The sequence below is a fragment of the Shewanella sp. SM71 genome (genome assembly GCF_025653905.1).
GTDB lineage: Bacteria > Pseudomonadota > Gammaproteobacteria > Enterobacterales > Shewanellaceae > Shewanella > Shewanella oncorhynchi.
The window spans coordinates 66,549-85,377 of record NZ_JAKKRW010000004.1; the positions used below are offsets into that span (position 1 = coordinate 66,549).

General features: G+C 46.7%; 14 protein-coding genes and 1 pseudogene. 7 read left to right on the top strand and 8 right to left on the bottom strand.

Annotated features, from left to right (window positions below):
- Positions 1 to 149: 149 nt before the first annotated feature.
- From umuC to L5L97_RS05270, 3 genes are all read right to left on the bottom strand, one after another.
- Positions 150 to 1,424 carry a translesion error-prone DNA polymerase V subunit UmuC gene (umuC, locus tag L5L97_RS05260; RefSeq protein WP_263181337.1) on the bottom strand — a complete coding sequence of 425 codons (1,275 nt, stop codon included), beginning with the start codon at positions 1,422 to 1,424 and terminating at the stop codon, positions 150 to 152.
- Entirely contained in the window at positions 1,421 to 1,840 is a 420-nt protein-coding gene (gene umuD, locus L5L97_RS05265; RefSeq protein ID WP_372838268.1) for a translesion error-prone DNA polymerase V autoproteolytic subunit, read from the bottom strand. The genes umuC and umuD overlap by 4 nt, the downstream gene beginning before the upstream one ends.
- 230 nt (positions 1,841 to 2,070) lie before the next feature.
- Positions 2,071 to 3,462: an SLC13 family permease gene (locus tag L5L97_RS05270; protein WP_263181338.1), complete on the bottom strand. Its 1,392-nt coding sequence runs from the start codon at positions 3,460 to 3,462 to the stop codon at positions 2,071 to 2,073.
- Positions 3,463 to 3,542: 80 nt separating this feature from the next.
- Here L5L97_RS05270 and L5L97_RS05275 point away from each other — a divergent pair, with 80 nt between their 5' ends.
- The gene (locus L5L97_RS05275) at positions 3,543 to 4,361 is read left to right on the top strand and encodes an AraC family transcriptional regulator (protein WP_263138781.1); all 819 of its coding nucleotides are present in this window, start codon (positions 3,543 to 3,545) and stop codon (positions 4,359 to 4,361) included.
- Positions 4,362 to 4,481: 120 nt separating this feature from the next.
- Here L5L97_RS05275 and L5L97_RS05280 read toward each other — a convergent pair whose 3' ends face one another.
- The gene (locus L5L97_RS05280) at positions 4,482 to 7,019 is read right to left on the bottom strand and encodes a glycoside hydrolase family 15 protein (RefSeq protein ID WP_263181339.1); all 2,538 of its coding nucleotides are present in this window, start codon (positions 7,017 to 7,019) and stop codon (positions 4,482 to 4,484) included.
- Positions 7,020 to 7,167: 148 nt separating this feature from the next.
- The gene (locus L5L97_RS05285; RefSeq protein WP_263181340.1) at positions 7,168 to 8,829 is read right to left on the bottom strand and encodes an MFS transporter; all 1,662 of its coding nucleotides are present in this window, start codon (positions 8,827 to 8,829) and stop codon (positions 7,168 to 7,170) included.
- An 891-nt stretch (positions 8,830 to 9,720) separates the two neighbouring features.
- On the opposite strand from L5L97_RS05285, the gene L5L97_RS05290 reads away from it, so the two are divergent.
- Both L5L97_RS05290 and L5L97_RS05295 read left to right on the top strand, forming a co-directional pair.
- Positions 9,721 to 10,014, top strand: a complete 294-nt coding sequence (locus tag L5L97_RS05290) for a YciI family protein (RefSeq protein WP_173244678.1) — start codon at positions 9,721 to 9,723, stop codon at positions 10,012 to 10,014.
- 211 nt (positions 10,015 to 10,225) lie between these two features.
- Complete coding sequence (locus L5L97_RS05295; RefSeq protein WP_263181341.1) at positions 10,226 to 11,233, top strand: class I SAM-dependent rRNA methyltransferase; 1,008 nt, start codon at positions 10,226 to 10,228, stop codon at positions 11,231 to 11,233.
- A gap of 108 nt (positions 11,234 to 11,341) precedes the next feature.
- Here L5L97_RS05295 and L5L97_RS05300 read toward each other — a convergent pair whose 3' ends face one another.
- Positions 11,342 to 13,489, bottom strand: coding sequence for a glycoside hydrolase family 97 protein (locus L5L97_RS05300; protein ID WP_263181342.1), 2,148 nt, complete (start codon positions 13,487 to 13,489; stop codon positions 11,342 to 11,344).
- A gap of 267 nt (positions 13,490 to 13,756) precedes the next feature.
- Between L5L97_RS05300 and L5L97_RS05305 the strand changes: the two are divergent.
- From L5L97_RS05305 to L5L97_RS05315, 3 genes and pseudogenes are all read left to right on the top strand, one after another.
- Positions 13,757 to 14,561: pseudogene (locus tag L5L97_RS05305) on the top strand (tRNA (adenine(22)-N(1))-methyltransferase).
- Positions 14,562 to 14,845: 284 nt separating this feature from the next.
- A complete protein-coding gene (locus L5L97_RS05310) occupies positions 14,846 to 15,376 on the top strand; it encodes an NUDIX hydrolase (RefSeq protein ID WP_028759835.1) in 531 nt (176 codons plus the stop codon).
- Positions 15,377 to 15,566: 190 nt separating this feature from the next.
- A complete protein-coding gene (locus tag L5L97_RS05315) occupies positions 15,567 to 16,082 on the top strand; it encodes a tRNA-uridine aminocarboxypropyltransferase (RefSeq protein WP_254053143.1) in 516 nt (171 codons plus the stop codon).
- A gap of 55 nt (positions 16,083 to 16,137) precedes the next feature.
- Here L5L97_RS05315 and L5L97_RS22935 read toward each other — a convergent pair whose 3' ends face one another.
- Complete coding sequence (locus tag L5L97_RS22935; RefSeq protein WP_158683079.1) at positions 16,138 to 16,254, bottom strand: pentapeptide repeat-containing protein; 117 nt, start codon at positions 16,252 to 16,254, stop codon at positions 16,138 to 16,140.
- Complete coding sequence (gene trhA, locus L5L97_RS05320) at positions 16,230 to 16,913, bottom strand: PAQR family membrane homeostasis protein TrhA (RefSeq protein ID WP_263138799.1); 684 nt, start codon at positions 16,911 to 16,913, stop codon at positions 16,230 to 16,232. The genes L5L97_RS22935 and trhA overlap by 25 nt, the downstream gene beginning before the upstream one ends.
- Positions 16,914 to 17,407: 494 nt before the next feature.
- Between trhA and L5L97_RS05325 the strand changes: the two genes are divergently transcribed.
- On the top strand, positions 17,408 to 18,778 hold the full coding sequence (locus tag L5L97_RS05325; RefSeq protein WP_263181346.1) for a hypothetical protein: 1,371 nt from the start codon (positions 17,408 to 17,410) through the stop codon (positions 18,776 to 18,778).
- Positions 18,779 to 18,829 lie beyond the last annotated feature (51 nt).

An 18,829-nucleotide genomic window follows, 5' to 3' on the forward strand; every position in this document is an offset into this window, starting at 1 on the left:
TTTGCTGGCACAGTCTTAGTGAGATGGGTTTAGGCCGATAAGCCTATTCTGATTAATGTGGTCAGGAGTGGAGTGAGCTTAACTGAATAACCAATGCCTAGAGTATTAATGCGATTAGCAGATGGTCATTTAGCCACTGGATTTGCTGATTATGTCACTATGGGCAGTTGTGCCCATTGGGTGGTGTAGCGCGGGGAGAGCTGTTCACGTTTTATCCCCCAAGTTGGGTCAATACCTTGTCCTGCAAACCAAATTTTTCCGCGGCCGCTGTGGTTCACTTTATCGAGTAACTGCATCAGTTCCTTGCTTTTAGGCCTAGGCGTGACGTCATCGAATAATCCGAGCTGAAACACGCCTGCACCAAAAAAATCCCCTAACATGATACCAGCCTTTGCATAGGCATGACCTTCACGCCAAATGCGTTGCAGTAGGCTTTGGCCAAGGGTGACAAAATCCCGCGTATCATTGCTGGGGCGAACTAAACTGCCCGACAGCGATTTGCTGTACTGGGGAGTCACATCACTAAAAGGACTAGTACGCACAAATACCGACATCGCTTTAGCGTACTGGCGCTCGGAGCGCAGTTTTTCACAGGCCCTAAAAGTGTATTCATTGATTGCCTGTTGCATCGCTTCCAAGTTATCAATACGACTACCAAAGGAGCGGGAGCTGATAATTTGTTGCTTAGTGGCGGCGATCTCTTGTATGTCATCACAGGCAATGCCGTTAAGTTCGTGTACCGTGCGCTCAACGGTGACCGAAAAGGTATCGCGGATAAGTTTGGGATGCGCATCCGCCAATTGCAGCGCGGTATTTATGCCCATGATGTTCAAGCGTTTCGTAAGCCTACGGCCTATTCCCCAGACTTCTTCGACAGGGATAAGCGCCATGAGTCGTCGTTGGCGTTCTCGGTCGCGCAAATCAACCACGCCCCGGGTTGCTGGATAACGCTTAGCAGCATAGTTTGCCAGTTTGGCGAGGGTCTTTGTCGGCCCAATGCCAACGCAAACACTGATCCCTGTCCATTGCGGTATTCGCTGATAAATATCTAATGCAAGCTGATGAATATCGGTGCATTTATCGATGCGTGATAGATCTAAAAACGCTTCATCAATACTATACACTTCTACTTTCGGCACCATTTGCTCTAAGGTGGTCATCACTCTGTTTGACATGTCGGCATAGAGAGCATAGTTGGAGGAGAATACCGCAACCTGATGCTGGCGGAGTTGGTTTGCTATTTGATATACAGGCACCGCCATCTTGATGCCAAGTTGTTTTGCCTCTACGGAGCGGGCGACGACGCAGCCATCGTTATTGGATAACACCACAATCGGCTTACCAACCAAATCCGGCCTAAACATCCGCTCACAGGAGGCATAAAAATTATTGCAATCGACGAGGGCGAATAGTGAGGGCGTCATTTGAGCTTTTTCACCACGTTGGTCACTACCCCAAAGATGTTTAACTCAGACTCATCATTGATGGCGATCGGGGAGAATAAGGCATTACGTGGTAGCAATTGCACCACAGGGCGTAGCTGTAATTGCTTTACGGTAAACTCACTGTTCACCGCTGCGACAACGGTATCACCGTGGGCTGGCTGTAGTGAGCGATCCACCACCAAAATATCACCGGAGAAAATCCCCGCTTCGATCATCGAATCCCCTTGGACTTTGACAAAAAACGTGGCGGCAGGATGTTTGATGCATAACTCATTGAGATCTAATGTTTGTTCTACATAGTCTTGGGCCGGTGACGGAAATCCTGCGGCAATCAAGGAGCTAAATAACGAGAGCTGATATTGGGTATGTTTGGCGAAGCGGCCTAGAAGCATCATAATAAATCACAATATACTGTACATATAAACAGTATAGTCTAACTATGAAGCTTATCGAAAGAATTTATGTGGGGAGAGTTGTGTTATCGACCCAAGCGCTGTCGAGTGCTGAGCAATTGATGATGGCTGCTCTAAAGCACCCTTGACGGCTTGAATATCGCTAAGGGTGAGCGTTTCGTCCATTTAATTCAGTTAACGCACTTTAGTTAACCCGCTTTAGTTAACGCAATTTAGTTAATCCAACCGAGCCATAGCCACCATAAATAATCCAGTGGCATGAGTGCAACTAGAGTTATTGCCGCTAGAGGTAAGGTGATGCGAAGTAGTTTAGTTAATGGCTCTTGGGATAATTGCATCGCCAAAATCAAAGGAGCCACCTGATAAGGAAAAATCACGGTTGAGAAACCGATCACCTGCGTCATTAATACCGCAGGGGTGGAGAAGCCAGTTGCATTGGCAAAGTCTGCTGCCATGGGGGATAACACAGTCGGCACGCCTGGAACCGTTGCCACTAATCCTGTTAGCGTCGCGATTAACGATAACGACATAAAATTCAGGAACGATGCCCCTTGCTGCAAGGGTAACCATTCACTGAACAGTTGACCTAGCGCAGTGCCGAGCCCGGAATGATTGACCAATGCTCCCAGACCTAAGGCCGCCGCGACAAAAATGACGGTCGACAAATCCACTGAACTATTAAAACTCTTAGGCTCAAGCACTCCCCATTTTGGGAGCAATAACAAGATAGCCGTTGTTAATCCTACCCAAGCGGGGTTGATGCTGTGCAGCGAGTCAGTCACCCAAAAGAGCAAAGTAATCGCCAGTAACAGTGCAACTTTCTTTTGCATACCAAGGTTATAAGCTTCTTTTTCAATAACGCGTTCAAGCTGGTTGTTATCAATTTTTGCAGGAAATAGGAAAACGACTAGCGCCACAATCAATATTGATTTGAGTAAGCCAAGGATTGGAAAATGCAATAAGAGATACTCAGTATAACCAAAGTGGATATTGAATAGATTCTCACTGGAACCCGCTAATATCATGTTGGGAATATTCGCGGGCAACACGGCAAAACTGGGCATGTTACACGCCAGTGCCAGGGCGGTCGCAATGCCTATCCGCCCATGGCTACCACGAGCAAAACCGACTTGCTCGGCTAACGCCATACCAATAGGCACCAGTACCACTGCACGGCCAACGGATGAGGGCATCACAAAGCCAAGCAGTACAGCACTAAAGACCAAACCCGCAATTAAGCGTGGATAACTTGAGGTCAGTATGGGGGCAATCAAACTGGCCATTCTGCGACTTAAACCTGACTGAGTGATGGCACTGCCGATCACAAACCCCGAAATGATTAACCACACCGCAGTTGAGCCGAATCCGGAGAAAAGTATACTCGGCTCAATGAGTTTAAAAATGGTGGCAAGGGCAAAAAAGATTAACCCCGCCATAAAGGGCGGGAAGAAACCTGTGCTCCAAAACATCAAGGTAACTAACACTACGCCTGCGCTGTAGGAAAACACCGCGGGATGCTGACTTAGCGGAAAAAGCGCAAGTAAAGTAGCGATCAACAGTGCACTGAAAAACGCTAGCTGTTTAACGCCAATAAAACGTTTCATGTTTACCGACCTATTGGGTTGAATACGTAAAAGATGCCTACTAAGATAACTGACTTGGTTTGGCGTTTTAAGAAGGTAATATGTCAAAGTATGTTCCTAAAGCGACATTGTTAACACCCAGTGATGCGGCGTTTATCATAGATGCCAATCGGCCCGTGCTGACCCATACTCGCAATATGGCGGCGGAAGCGGGCATCGAACCTCACTCGCACCCGCGGGGTCAGCTACTTTGGGCCGCCAAAGGTTTGTTACGTGTTCGCAGTGAAAATGCCGTCTGGGTGGTCCCCTCAACCCATGCCGTTTGGATCCCTTGCAATCTGCCCCATCAAGTGAACAGTGAAACCCACGCCCATACTCGCAATATTTATATTGACCCTAGCTATGGCGTTAGGCCACAGGATACGCAAGTGGTGATGGTGACTATGACAGCGCTGATGCGCGAATTAGTGCTTAAACTTTGTGAAAGTTCACATCTTATGGACAGTGGACAACTGCATCGGCTGGGTTTGGTTGCCATCGATGAGCTTCAAACTCTGGACAGTCTGGATGCCCATTTACCCGCTGGCTCAGATCCAAGACTCAGCCGATTAATCCAAACGCTGATCCGACGTCCAAAAGTGAGTTACTCACTGACCGAGTTAGCCGAAATGGGCGGCGCGAGTGTGAGAACGATTGAGCGACTATTCAAAGCTGAAACTGGGCTCACTTATCGACAATGGCGGCAAAGGTTTCGTTTGTTAAATTCGCTTGAGAGCTTAAGCCAAGGGGAGAGCACAACTATGGTGGCCCATAGTTTAGGTTATTTGAGTGTCAGCAGTTTCAGTGCCGCCTTTAAAATGCAATTTGGTTGCACGCCGCAAGATTACCCGCAGCATAAGCCTATGAAAAGCGGGAGCTAAATCAGGCATCATAAACCGTCTATAAAAAAGCTAGAACAACATCTAGGATGCTGTTCTAGCCTGCAATTTATCAAAGTATCGTTAAGCTAATGCGCTATTTTAATTGATTATTTCAACTTGTCATTTTAATGCCGCAGGGACGATAGGGTAATAATCCCAGACTTGGCCATCGGTCATTGAGCGCACCAGTTTGATGTATTCGGCATGGGTCCAAGCAAGCGGTGTGGCAGAGTTGGTGCCTTGTCCGAGTTGGTAATGATAGCGGGTGGCATCGCCGACACCGTCCCACGCTTGCTCGGGTAACATCATGCCCGCATTCGCAAAGGTTTCCATGCCTTGCACATAGGTGTTGATTAACTGCTGCTTGGTTTGCTGCGCGTTATTGCCTGTTAGCTCGCCTTTTGCTTGGGCGAGTGCTAATTCAAAATGACCGCGCTCGCCGGTGAAGAATGGCCAGATTCGGCCGCGTTGATCGGCGCTGTTGCTGCCGGATTCTGCATAGTTATTGCCAGAAACCGTATCCTCACCGTAGCCGTCGTTGCCATAACGTCTAAAGCCTGGGATAGTGCTGCCATCTTTGGCGCTAAACTCATATTTAAGGCGTAGGTTGTGCTCAAGCTCAGTATTATCAATCAATTGAAGGCTTTTATTGATGAGCTTGTCAGTTGCACCGCGCACGCCATAACGCACTAGTTCTAAAAATCCGCCATCGAGGATCTGACGTTGATCTAAACCTTGCTTACCGTTATTTGCCGCCAGTGTATCGCGAGTGTTTGGCTCGCCATTCGGGCTTAAACGTAAATAGTAAGGCGCGCTGACATCTGCGCTGTTTTTCAATAGCCCTTGGGTGGTGACTAAATGCTTTTCCAAGCTGTCACTTAAGCTTTTAGCGGCAGCAAGATAACGGGCGCTTGAAGTAATATCTTTAGCTTCTTTGGCAATTTCACTCGCGGCAACAAGACCGGCGATCACGGCGGCCGTTGTTGAGGGTGAGTAACCCGCTTGTTCTTCCCAACGTTCTTGCTGAGTTTTAGGTGGGGTGATTTGAGTGTGATTCCAATCCAGATTGACGTCACCGCCGCTGATCAAAAAGTCCGCTGCACCTTTGAGCATCTCTTGATACCAGTGACTGATCTCATCAGGGGTGAGTACGCCCGCTTGCCAGAGTTTCCAGCCGAGCATGATAGGCATGGCAGTTTGATCGAGTTGCACGCCGACCCATTCAATTTGGCCATCCACATGGGTCTTTTGCAGGAACCAACCGGGCGTACCCGTAAAGCCAGGCGTCTTTTCGGTCACTTGCACTTTTTTCAGGTATTCGAAGGCCACTTTGGGCGTTTGCGTGTCACCCATGGCGAGGAATGCCATGGCGCATTGGTAAAAGTCGCGCGGCCATACCGCTTTATAGCCAGTGCTCGGCACGGCTGCCGAAACCGTATCGCCCCAAGGGTTAGAAAGCGAAGCGATCAGTGCGCCGGCATAGGTTTTATCTTCCTGCGCTTTCAAGACCATAGCGCTGGTATACAGCAGCTTGCCGTTATCTGTGGTGTTGTTAGCCATGTTAGCGATGGCGGGCAGTGAGCTTAGGTAACCCTGCCAGCCTGCATTGTAATGGCTGAGCACAGCATCATAACCTGCGGCCAAGGTGGCATCGGCATTGGCTAAACTCTGGGGTTCATCTTTACCAAAACCGATGGTGAGATTAAAGGTGACGGGTTTGGCTTTGATGAGCGTAGGGTAACTCGCGGTAAAGGCGATATTGCCAACGGTCGATTTATCTTGCGCACTGGTCGTTTGATAGAGCGTATCGAGTTTGCCGTTATCGGCCAAATCGGCTAGGCCATCGGAGACACCGACAAAGCCAGTCGTAGCCTGCACAAAATTCAGATCGGATTTTACCGTCATTACGCTACTGTCTTTGGCGGCGGTATAGGCCACCAGCGCCTGATTCTTTGTATGAGTATCGATGCGACCGATATCATTGGCGCCTGCGTTATCGATATGCGGATTGACATACAAATGCGGTGTAATGCCGTCTTCAAAGGCAGTAAAGGTGACACGCATCATCAAAGTGTCGCGGTCTGGATCGGTAAAGATATGCTTTTCAATCTGATACTTACCTTCAACATCTTTATTGATAATTTTATAGGCAAGGGATTGCGGGCGACCATTAGCATCTGTATCTAAATATTCTATGCTGCTGATGGTGTTCTCTTTTTCGGTATCGACAAAGCTATTACCTGTGACCACAAATTGCAGTTCTTTGAGCTGCGCATTATGGATAAGACCATACATGGTTTCGGTTAAAATACCTTGGGCGAGGGAGAACCAAACGCGGCTAATGGGATTTTGCTTGGCATCTTGATATTGACCTTGGGTATAAGGCTCGTAAGACGTCCCAATACCAGTTTTACCCGAAAATGCCCAAGTCGGCGCTTTACCCGGTGCGCCGGGCGCAACCCGCTGCACATTTGGCGCGGCATTCACACTTGTGGCAGTTGTTGCTGAATTCGATGTGGGTGAACAGGCCGCTAACCCTATTATCCCTAATAGGCTTGCGGCGACGGCAAGCGCTAGGCGGCTGCGTCTTGTTAACGCTTGTGTGTGACGGTTTTGGCTGGTATGCAGATCCTGCTGCGGCGTAGGACTCGATTCCATCTCGTTCTCCCCAAATAATGGTTTTATTTTTATAGTGATTGAATTGATAAAGATATTTTATGCTGCTGTGATTAGCCAAATGACCGAATTCACCGCGCTTAACATGCATTGCTGCATGTCGGCTATTGTGTATCGTTGCTATAAAGAGCTAACTTTTATTTGTTAATTTGCCTGTGGCTTTCGAGATTGAGTGGGTCTTGCGGTTCATCGCTGCACTTTGATTATTGGAGTTATTTTGTTCGACAATGTCTTGGTCGACAAATAATACGGCAATGCCTGCACACATCATCAAGACGCCACCTGTGATCAGTGCATAAATAGGTTGACCATCGAACAGACCATTGAGCACTAAACCCAGCACACTGGCGGCAAGAAGCTGCGGGATGACGATGAAAAAGTTAAAAATCCCCATGTAAACGCCCATTTTTTGCGGGGGTAACATGCCCGACAACATGGCGTAGGGCACAGATAAAATTGACGCCCACGCGATACCGACACCAATCATAGGCAGCCATAACAGGCTTGGGTCTTTAATAAAAAAGAAACTAATCAAACCTATACCACCACAGAACATATTGACTGTGTGGGTCAGCTTGATGCCAATACGCTTAGCCAGCATAGGAATAAAAATTGCGGCAATGGCGGCAAAACCATTGTAGGAGGCGAATAGTACGCCGACCCAATCTGCGCCGTCGTTATAAGCCTGGGACAACACATCGCTGCTGCCAAAATGGTAAGACGTCACGGCGGCAGTGGTGTAAATCCACATGGCAAACAGTGCGAACCAAGAGAAAAACTGCACGATCGCCAGTTGATGCATGGCTTTGGGCATATGGAACAAGTCATCGACCACGCTAAATACCATGCCGAGCTTATTGCGTTCAGCGGGTTGTGAATTGCCCAAACGCAGCGCGCAATACAATTGCAATGGGCCAAAGGCGAAAATTCCTAAGCTCAAGATATACAACTGCTTATCTAAATCCTGAGCCCAAATAGCGAAGGTGAGCAGGGCGCCGAGACCCATCCACACGATGGAGGCAAATTGATAGTCCTTGCGGGTACGAGTGCGGGCTAAAGTTTCATCTTCAGCATCGGCTTGTTTTGCGTTAAAGGCGGCTAATTCTTCAGGGGAATATTCTCTTGACGATACGACAGTCCAAGTGACCGCGAGCAATAATACTGTGCCGCCAAAATAGAAGGCATAACGCACTGAATCGGCAATTTCACCCGCTGGTGCAGTATTCGCAACATCAAAAAAGTGAGTCAAAATATAGGGTAAGGCCGAAGCGACCACTGCGCCAATACCGATGAAAAAGCTTTGCATGGCATAGCCTTGGGTACGCTGGCTTTTCGGTAAATTGTCACCGACGAAGGCTCGAAACGGCTCCATGGCGATGTTGATCGAGGCATCCATGATCCATAACATGCCGGCGGCAATCCACAGGGTAGGCGAGTGCGGCATGATAAAAATGGCAAGGGTAGTAAAAATCGCGCCAATCAAAAAATAGGGGCGGCGACGGCCAAGGCGTCCCCAAGTGTTATCACTCAAATAACCAATAATAGGTTGAACCAATAAACCCGTCAGTGGTGCGGCAATCCACAGTATGGGAATTTCATCGATAGAGGCCCCTAAGGTTTGAAAAATGCGGCTGACGTTGGCATTTTGCAGGGCAAACCCAAATTGAATGCCTAAAAAACCGAAACACATATTAAAAATTTGCCAGAAACTCAGCTCAGGTTGTTGCTTGAAGGCATGCGGCAACTGAGGCGCTGCGGCTTGATGAGGATCTTGCTGGTGATTCGAAGACATTGAACTTCCTTTCTGTTGCCGGCAGTCGTTCTGCCTTGAGTGCTTATTGTTTTAATTGTTTTGCCTAGCAATGGATTGGCACTGTACTTTGCTTTTATGTGGTCAGCTATTTCATCACAGCCAAGAGCATACAATAAAAGCTAATAGTCAGATTCATGGCTTATTCATGGTAGTTTCGCGCATGCCATGAATGAGTGTACTCTGTGAAAAAATGGCGAATATACTCCTCCCTCAGAAGTATATTCGCCGATAAATTCATTTCAAATTTGGACCTAACACCTTAATTCAAAGGGGTTAGCCCAAGTGAGTGGCCTAAAGCCAGTCAGCAGAAAGAACTTAAGCCTGATAGCAATCCTTGTATGTAACCCTATCAGAAACGACCTCACAGATTTCAAACCCCACAAGCAGAGGGTGAAACTAGCGGATTTATAGTAGCCTCGGCGTAGATTTTTGCACAACTGCTTACATACGTATTCATCATGGGTTAGTAACTGGGTGGAAACATAGGTGTAACGCATTTGGACTGTTTATCAATAGTCATAGGCTTGCTGGAATGCTCAAATAACTCTCTAATCTTGTTAGAATACTTGATGATCAGTCATTGCATTATTTTTTAGAAAAAAGGGTATTGTTATTGCGGATGTTAACTGAGTGATAAAATCAACCGCAGCATAACTGACGGCGAGTTCAATGCACTTAATAAGAGTCAGGATGCAATAAATATCCAGTACGGATGCCGATAGCTTGACTCGAAAGTCGCGCACTCTGCACTATGATAATAGCCAGCCTAGATATGGTGGGATCAGATAGGTACTTAGCTTATGATGATCGCCAGATTAAGCGTTTTTCGTTCGATTATTTTAAATTTTTTCAGTTGATTAAAGGATCCCTATGTTTGTTGTCTCGCTTACCTATAAAAAGCCAATTGCAGAAGTGGAGTTACATTTAGCCGCCCATATTGCTTATCTTGATCAGTATTATGCCGCAGGGACTTTTGTCGCCTCGGGTCGCAAAGTGCCACGTACCGGTGGCGTCATCCTCGCCAAGGCTGAAAGTCGCGCGGCGCTAGAGGCTATTTTGCAGCAAGATCCTTTCTGCATTGCCGATGTCGCTGAGTTTGAGGTGATAGAGTTTGTGCCGACTAAAACGGCGCCAGGGTTAGAGCCGTTGCTTGAAGTGATTTAACCTACATCTTTGTTTGAAAATTATTCCGTGCACTTGGTTATAACAGGCTTGGCGGGTTGGGGGACATAGAGTTCCCCCCATTTGGGTGTTAGTCGGTGTTTATGCTGTTTTCGGGGCGAACTTTTCCGATATTCTGCGACCTAGTTTGGTATTATGCCGTTTTCCCTCTTGAAACCTTACGCAGGTTTCCGCTGCGCGAGTCCCGCTTTTTATGTCTATTCAAACGCTGTTATCGACGGCTCTGGCGAAACGCCATGATTTTTTACAACAAGCTGAACAGGATAAAACCGATTGTTTTCGGGTGTTCCATGGCACAGTTGAAGGCGTGAGTGGCTTGAATGTCGATCGCTACGGCGATGTTTGGCTAGTGCAGAGTTTTCATCAAACCTTAACCGACGAAGAGTTGGTTGATGTCGGCACTGTTTTGTTGCAACAGGCCGATTTGCCGATTGTGTATAACGATCGTTCTTTAGGCCATTCCCGTGTATTGAATGCCTTATCACCCGCACTGACAGAGATTGCGAGTTCTGAGCGAGTAATGCAGGAAAATGGCATCAAGTTCAGCACTAAACTGCGCCACGAAGGACAAGATCCGTTGTTATTCCTCGATATGCGTATTGGCCGCGAATATGTGCGGGCACACAGCCAAGATAAAACTGTGCTGAATTTGTTTTCCTACACCTGCGGCATTGGTACTGCGGCAGCCATCGGCGGCGCGACTCAGGTGATGAATGTTGATTTTTCTTCCTTTGCTTTAGCGACGGGCAAAGCGAATGCGGCGTTAAATCAGGTGTCGAATGTATGTGAGTTTGTGCAGAGTGATGCGTTTCCGGCATTGCGCCAATTGGCAGGCTTGAGTGTGGGAGGGCGCCGCAATCAAAAATTACCGAGTTATCCCAAATTGGCGCAAACCCAGTTTGATCTGGTGTTCCTCGATCCGCCGCGTTATGCCAAGAGTGCTTTTGGTATTGTCGATTTGGTCAATGATTATCAAGGTTTGTTCAAGCCCGCATTAATGGCGACGAAAGTTGGTGGCACTATCGTTTGCTGTAACAATGTGGCGAAAGTTGAGCGCCAAGCATGGTTTGACAGTTTAGTGCGCTGCGTTGAAAAACAAGGTCGTACAGTCACTACGTACACTTGGCTCGATCCCCATGAGGATTTCCCGTCATTCGATGATAATCACCCACTTAAAATAGTGGCGCTGACGTTAAACTAATCGTGTCACAGTAAACATAAAGGGCGCTTTTTAGTGCCCTTTCTTTATGGTGTGACTTTTGTTTATAGCGGCTTTGTTGCTCGCAACAAAGCCGTTAAAGCACTAAACCTAAAGCACTTTGAACCTTATTGCTGTACCGCCACTGCTGGCGAGTGCGAGGTTTAGGCTATCTTTAGCGCTCACCTCTTTTGTTTCAATCACATAATCATAGGGATTTGTTTTCCAATCGGCTTTTGCGCCATCGCGGTAAATTTGTGCTTGATAACGTTTATTCGGGGAGAGGAAATCCAGTTTGACCGTGACCTTGCGTGCGGTTTCATCCGTGAGTGCGCCTAAGTACCAATCATTTTGATCCTTCGCTTGGCGAGCAAAGACCACATAGTCACCGACTTCACCGGCCAGCGCGACACTTTGATACCAATCTGTGGGCACATCACGGATAAATTGGAAGGCATCTAAGTGCTTTTCATAATTGCGCGGCAGATCCGCTGCCATTTGGATTGGGCTATAGAGCACAACGTACAAGGCGAGCTGTTTGGTCAATGTGGTTTGCACACGATTTTCTGCATCCAACCCTTTGGGCGCTAAGTCAAAAATCCCCGGGGTAAAGTCCATTGGACCCGCAAGCATGCGGGTAAAGGGTAACATGGCCGTATGTTCAGGGCTGTTTGGTGGGCTACCCCAAGCATTATACTCTTGGCCGCGGGCACCTTCGCGGGAGATCCAGTTAGGATAGGTTCGGCGCAGGCCTGTGTCTTTGATCGGCTCGTGGGTATTGATACTGATGTGGTGTTTTGCTGCTTCAGTGACATTGTGCAAATACTCACCGACCATAAATTGGCCGTCGTGCCACTCCTGACGGGTAATGCCTTTGTCATCGATACGCTTGATTTGGCCACCATCGGCGACATAGCCCGTCTTGACTTGAGTAACACCATGCTGCTCATACAGGGCGAAGGCATCAGCCATTTGATCGCGATAATGCGTGACTGAACCCGCTGTTTCATGGTGGCCGATTAAACGTACATTTTGTTTTGCCCCGTAGGCTGTGATGGCGGGCAGATCGAAATCAGCATAGGCCTTGGTAAAGCTAAATTGATCGCCATTGTGGAACCAGTCGCCGTCCCAACCTTCATTCCAACCTTCTACCAGTACGCCATCAAACTGATATTTAGCGGCGAAATCCATATAACGCTTTGTTTCACTAGTGGTTGCGCCATGGGTTGGGCCCGAGCCCCAGGTATTTTCGTTTAAGTGCATTCCCCACCAAATACCGACGTATTTCCCTGGTTTTACCCAAGTAACATCGCCGAGTTTATTGGGTTCATTGAGGTTTAGGATGAGGTGCGAATTGAGCAGCCCAGTTGCTTTGTCGGCAATTTGAATGGTGCGCCATGGCGTATAAAAACCCACTTGGGTTTTGACACGAATACCGTCGGACCAAGGCGTGAGATCCGCCTTAAGTTTGCCATCGCGCTGTTGATCTAAGGTCATGGCGGCAAAGTCCACCAAGGCGGCTTCGTGGATACTTAAGTGCGTACCGTCTGCGAGTTTAAAGGTGAAGGGGGTATGGGCTCTATCGACGTCTTTAAGCGCTGTGGTGCGATATAAATATTCGTAGCGATTCCAGCTGCGGGCAGGGATCCACCATGCTGTAGCTTTATCGCTTTTGCCGACATTGAACTCGGTTAACTCGTCAGTGATTAATAGCGGCGAATTGGCGGGTAGGGCAGCTTGTGGGGCTAAGTGATAGCGAAAGCCAATCCCATAGTCAAAGGCTTTAAATTCGATTTCGAGTTGCACCTTGCCATTACTTAATACTGCAGTCAGTTGATTGTGCTGATCGCGGATCCATTCCTGTTCGCCCCAAGGTTGTTGCCACTTTTCATCGGCACTTTTTTTATCGCTGCTTTTTATCTGTAATCCTTGACCGAGTTCGCCAAGGGATTGAAAAACTAAGCCTAAGCGACTCGGTTCTATGACTCTCTTGCCGTGAAAATCGATTTTATATTCGGGGCGGCCAGTATCATCACTCAAGCTGATTTGAATTTGTTGGTTGGGTGAGCTGACGGTAACGGTTTTAGCAAATACGTTGGCACTAAAAAGACTCGTGACCGCAAGGGCGATGGCTGTAGGGCTTAATAGCGCTTGCGATAGCTTTTGGCACGATGAGCTCTGGCGAGTGTGGCTGTTTGTTACGTGACAGGCAGTTAAGTCGCTGCGAGTGAACTGAATAGGGTTGGTCTTGATGAACATTCCTTGATCCTTGTTTTTATAATGAATGTGACTCACAGCATACTAGTGGCGATGGCTTTTTAACCGCAACGGCCTGCATACGTATTCACCACATTAAGGCGTGGCGTAACAGACGTGACGGGAAGCACTGCGATGGCACGAACAAAAGATGTGGTTTGCTTTTGACTCGGGTAAAATACGCGCTTTCTTTTTGCTTAAAAATGCAATTTAGCGTGGGATTTACAGTGGGATTTACAGTATTTGGAGCCGCAGTAGTAAGGTCAAACCGTGAAAATTAGCCAACGTTTACAACAGATAAACAGCATGATCACTGGTCATTACGATCATATTTGGGATTGCTGCTGCGATCATGGTTTGCTCGGTATGCTGTTGTTAAAAAGGAATGCTGCTCGCCAAGTGCATTTTGTCGATTGTGTGCCTTCGCTAATGCAGGCGCTTGAACTGCGTTTACAACGTTTCTTTCCCGCTGACATATCAGGCCTTAATCCCAACTTAGCGCCACACTCAGATCCAGACTTAAACCCACAGTCAAACCAAGAACCAAACTCAAACTTATATCGTCATACTCAGTGGCAAGTGCATTGCCTTGATGTTGCAGCTTTACCGCTCGGGCAAACCCGTGACCAAGATAAACAGTTGATTATTATCGCTGGTGTGGGCGGAGAACTGCTGGTGGACTTAGTGCGGGCAATTCTAGCCCAACACCCACAGCGGCACCTCGAGTTTATTTTGTGTCCCGTGCATCATAATTATCACGTTAGGCAATCACTCTCAGCCTTAGGGCTAGGGCTTAAGTCGGAACACTTATTGGAAGATAATCAACGTTTCTACGAAATCCTCCATGTCACTACAATCGTGGATCCAAATGGTCTGCCTATCAGTGCTACGGGTTCGTTAATGTGGCAGATGCTAGATGAAGCAAGTTTGCCGCGAGCACACCGCTACCTGTCGCAGGTGATTGGCCATTACCAACGAATGCCGGCGCACAAGCAAACTCCTGAAATTATTCACGCCTATCAGCAACAATTGGCCCAGCTCTTGAGTGAGTATGAGTGAGCTTGAATGCGCTTGAGCATTTTGCCGCTTGGGCATTACGCTGAGAACTAAGATGAGAACCAAAGATGAGCAGCTACGATGAGGATCAGGCGAAAGAGATGATGCATCGCGATCTCGTTGTTAATATTATGGGTAAAATTACTTTGGCATAAACCGTTAACAATCAATCTTGTAATCGTTAAAACCTATTAATCACTCGGACTGGAGTGAGTGTGATTATTGCCTCTGTGGCAGTTTTTGATCTGCATTTGGCGCATTTTCGTTTATGCTTCGACTCCTTTTCGGCAAATGGCTACGACTATGCGTTTATTGAGAACCACCCAAGATCCTGCGGTTAACCTACAGACGGCACGCGTTTTTTACCGCAGAGCTGCCCGCGCGATAGTGTTATCGGGTGAAGACATTTTGCTACTTTATACCCAAAAATACCGCGACTACAGCTTACCCGGAGGTGGAATTGACGATGGCGAGAGTCTCGAAGATGGACTGATCCGCGAGCTTCAGGAAGAAACCGGCGCCTTAGATATTCAAGTGTTAGCCCCCTTTGGTCGTTACGAAGAGTTTCGACCTTGGTACCGTGAGGGGGCGAACGTGGTGCACATGGAGTCATTCTGTTATGTGTGCCGTATCGACACCACCTTGGGCGAGCGTGGTTTAGGTGAGACTCGATTAGAAGCCCACGAGATTAAAAATGGCATGCGGCCTGAATGGCTCAATATTCATCAAGCAATCGCCCATAATGAAGATATTCAGCGTAATCATCCCCATAAAGGCCAATCAATAGAGCGTGAAACTTTTCTGCTAAAAAAGATAGTGTTGGAATTTTTTTAAGTTTTATCATTTTTAAATCATAACTTTAAACTATGATTTTATTTCATGTCAAACTTAGTTTTCTTGGTTTATTGGCGATTGAACGCCGTTATTTTAACCTGATTTTTTAAGTGGATGTGCTTCGAGTCTGTGCCTGACTCAGTGGATGTTTAAGACAATTTCTCACTCTTTTGCCGCAGCAGGGAAGGCAATGCAGATTATTTTATTGACCCACGAACGCGAGTTAACTCGCAAAACGAATACTGGCCAACTTGCGTTAGCCGCATTCCCTGAAGAGGTGAAAAGCATCGTCTGGTCGAGAACGGCACCTGATAAAAATTTAGTGGCAATGCTCGCATCCCAGCAAGCCAAGCTGTTGTTTCCTGCAAGTGATACTGAGCCAGCGCTCTCGAACGCACAAACGTTATTAGCACCAGCGCAATCCACACTCATAGCAACACAACGAATGCCTAGCCAAGTGGTGATTTTAGATGCGACCTGGCAGGAGGCGCGTAAGATGCTGCGCCAGAGTCCCTATCTCAAAACAGCCGCACGAGTCAGTTTGCCGCCACTTATGCCTGAATCCGCCTTTATATTGCGGCGTAATCAGCAAGAAGGGGGCTTGTGTACCGCAGAATGTATTATTGCGCTTTGGCGCCAGTGTGGCAGAGCAGAACAAGCGACGCTATTAGCGTCGCTGTTTACTGAATTGAATAACCGTACTTGATTGCAGTGTTTGAGAGAGTGTTCGATGAAGTGCATGAATAGATAATTAACGACTGTTAGCTTTGACCCATAGATAAATCACCGTCAGCTGAATCACAGTCATTTAAATCAGAGCCAGTTAAATCACTATCAGTTAAATCATAGTCATTTAAATAACAGTCAGATAAATACACAGAAAGTGACTCATGGCACCGCCGAGCACAAACAAATGCCAAATGGCATGGTTGAATGGAATGCGTTTACCGACGTAGAACACAACTCCTAAGGTGTAAAATAACCCGCCTAAGATTAATAGATTAAAGCCTACCTCTGACATCGCCGCCGTTAAATCACCCATCACAGTGACACATAGCCAGCCCATAGCGAGATACAAGACTAAACTTAACTTTTTGAATTTGTGAATAAACAGTGTCTTAAATAGGATCCCACCAATTGCAAGCGACCAAATGGCCGTTAAAATCACTACCGACTGCGTGCCTTGTAAGCTTATCAGCATCAAAGGTGTGTAAGTCCCTGCAATTAAACAGTAAATAGCGCAGTGATCGGCGATCTTCAGTTTATGTTTCCAGCCTGAATGGCTAACACTGTGATATAACGTCGAGCATAGGAAAAGCACTATGATGCTCGCACCATAAATGGTTACGCCCGTAAGTTGAATTGGCGTTAGGTGATCTTGACCTTTAAGCAGCATGAGTACCAATGCCACAATCCCCGCAATGACACCTAGGCCATGGGATACACTGTTAGCGATCTCTTCTTTGATACTATATGGTCCAGATTTTACCGGGTTTTTAACTGTGTTTGGCTGTTCGGTAACACTTTGACTCGACATGGTAGATACACACTCGTAAACGATAATGACTGAGTCTATCAGTTAGAAAAATAAATCACCATATTTAAGCGTACACTTGTAAGCTTAAATTTATGGTTGGCTTCTATTTTTCATCTTTTAGATTTTTAACGCCGTCTTGCACTCCCATCAGCGCATCGCATTGATGATGCTACTCGCTTCAAGACGTGAGATTTAACATTCAATTTAGCGCGATTATGATCCCAATTCCCAGCCTTATTTGTCTTAACTGGCAAGTGACTTATCAAGCACTGGCGTAAAGTACTGTGCTTGTAGCAGGTTGCATTCGCATTGAACTTTGCTCTGTTTGCCTCCTCTAATCTGCGTTGAGCACTCGTAAGTAAATGCAATCAATAGATAATTCGCTTTCAATATTCACCAACCCGATATTGGATTGATATTGAATTAGAGTGTAATCGTTCCACGTTAAGCATCATTGAAATCAATGGATACTATACAAAACCTAAGGATGGATTTTGCCTTTTCAACATCAACCCAAGGCCGCGCTTTTATTGACAGCATCTCCTACAGCGATAGCGATTGGAGATGATGTCGATAGTGCTTTGCTGATTTCGGTCACATCGCCAGAAGGTGAGACTTTTATCGCCTTTGATCATCAGCTCGGTGAACTGGATGCTGCTCAAACGCCTGTTTTTACAACTAATGCGGAGCCATTAGCTTTCAATAGCGGTGCAGGCTTTTTAGTCACTGAGCATGACACCCAAGCTATAGACCAAGAGCAAGCCCAAGATTTGGTACTGCAAGAAATCCGTGCTGAACATCAAGATCAAGATAAATTGGTTTCTGAATCTGAATCCAAACCTGAACTGTCTAGGACGATACAAACTAGTGCTCAGGGATTGGGGACGGGATCCGTTTTGCGTGCTCGTCAGCCGTATTTCAAGGGATTCAGTTTGTTATTTTTTGTGCTCTTAGTGCATGCGTGTTTATTTTTACTTATCTGCATTTTGTGGCGCCCGCAGTTAAATCCCTTTGGATTGAAGGAAATAGAAAGCCGTGGCCCTAAAGTGACAGCGATCAAGGCTTACTTTATTTATGCTCCCGCGGTAGAGAAAGCCGAAACCTCAGAGTCCGAAACTGAGATCAAGGCCGAGTATAAGACTGAAGCGACAAGTTCTGTTACGCCTACAATTGTTCCCACACCTCAAACTCAAGTGAAGCCTCTGCCAATACTTGAAAAGGTCATGCCTGAAACAATAGCACCCGAAAAGGCCGTCTCTGAAAAAGTAGAGTCGGAAAAAGTGAAGCCGGATACTGTTAAACCGAACATCACTCAATCGAGCCAATCTCAATCAAAGAGAACTCAATCAAGTGCCCAAAGTGAAGTAAAGCCCGCTGAAGTGACTGCAAAAAAACCAACGAATACGCTTGATACCACAGAAATAAAGCCGCAGCTTGGCGCTAAGAGCTCGCCCGCAGCAGAAGGTGAGAACACAATAGCGACAAGCTCAAGCATGAGTTTATTCACTCAGCAATATTTTGAACGTCAGCGCGAGCAAGCGCTTGATGATCTCGTCATTGAACAGGCCGATAAATTCACCCGGAAATCGAATATGAGTGAAATGAGCCCAGAGATGGAAGTATTATTTGTCCCTAACGCCGATGATTTCGGTGGCACAACGAGCCTAGATTTACCCTTAGATCCAAATCGTATTGTGCGTAAAGGTGATACTTGTTATCGCGTGGTACAAGTCGGCACTCAAGTTAATCCATACGCCGAAAATTTAGGCTTCCCATTTGACTGTAGTGGCAAAAAAATCAATCAAGCTATTGATGATGCCATTCAATCTCGATTAAATAAAATGATGCTCAAACCCCATAAATAGTGACTTTCTTTTATGATCTATTTTCACGCCAATTATGACTTTTTTATTTTT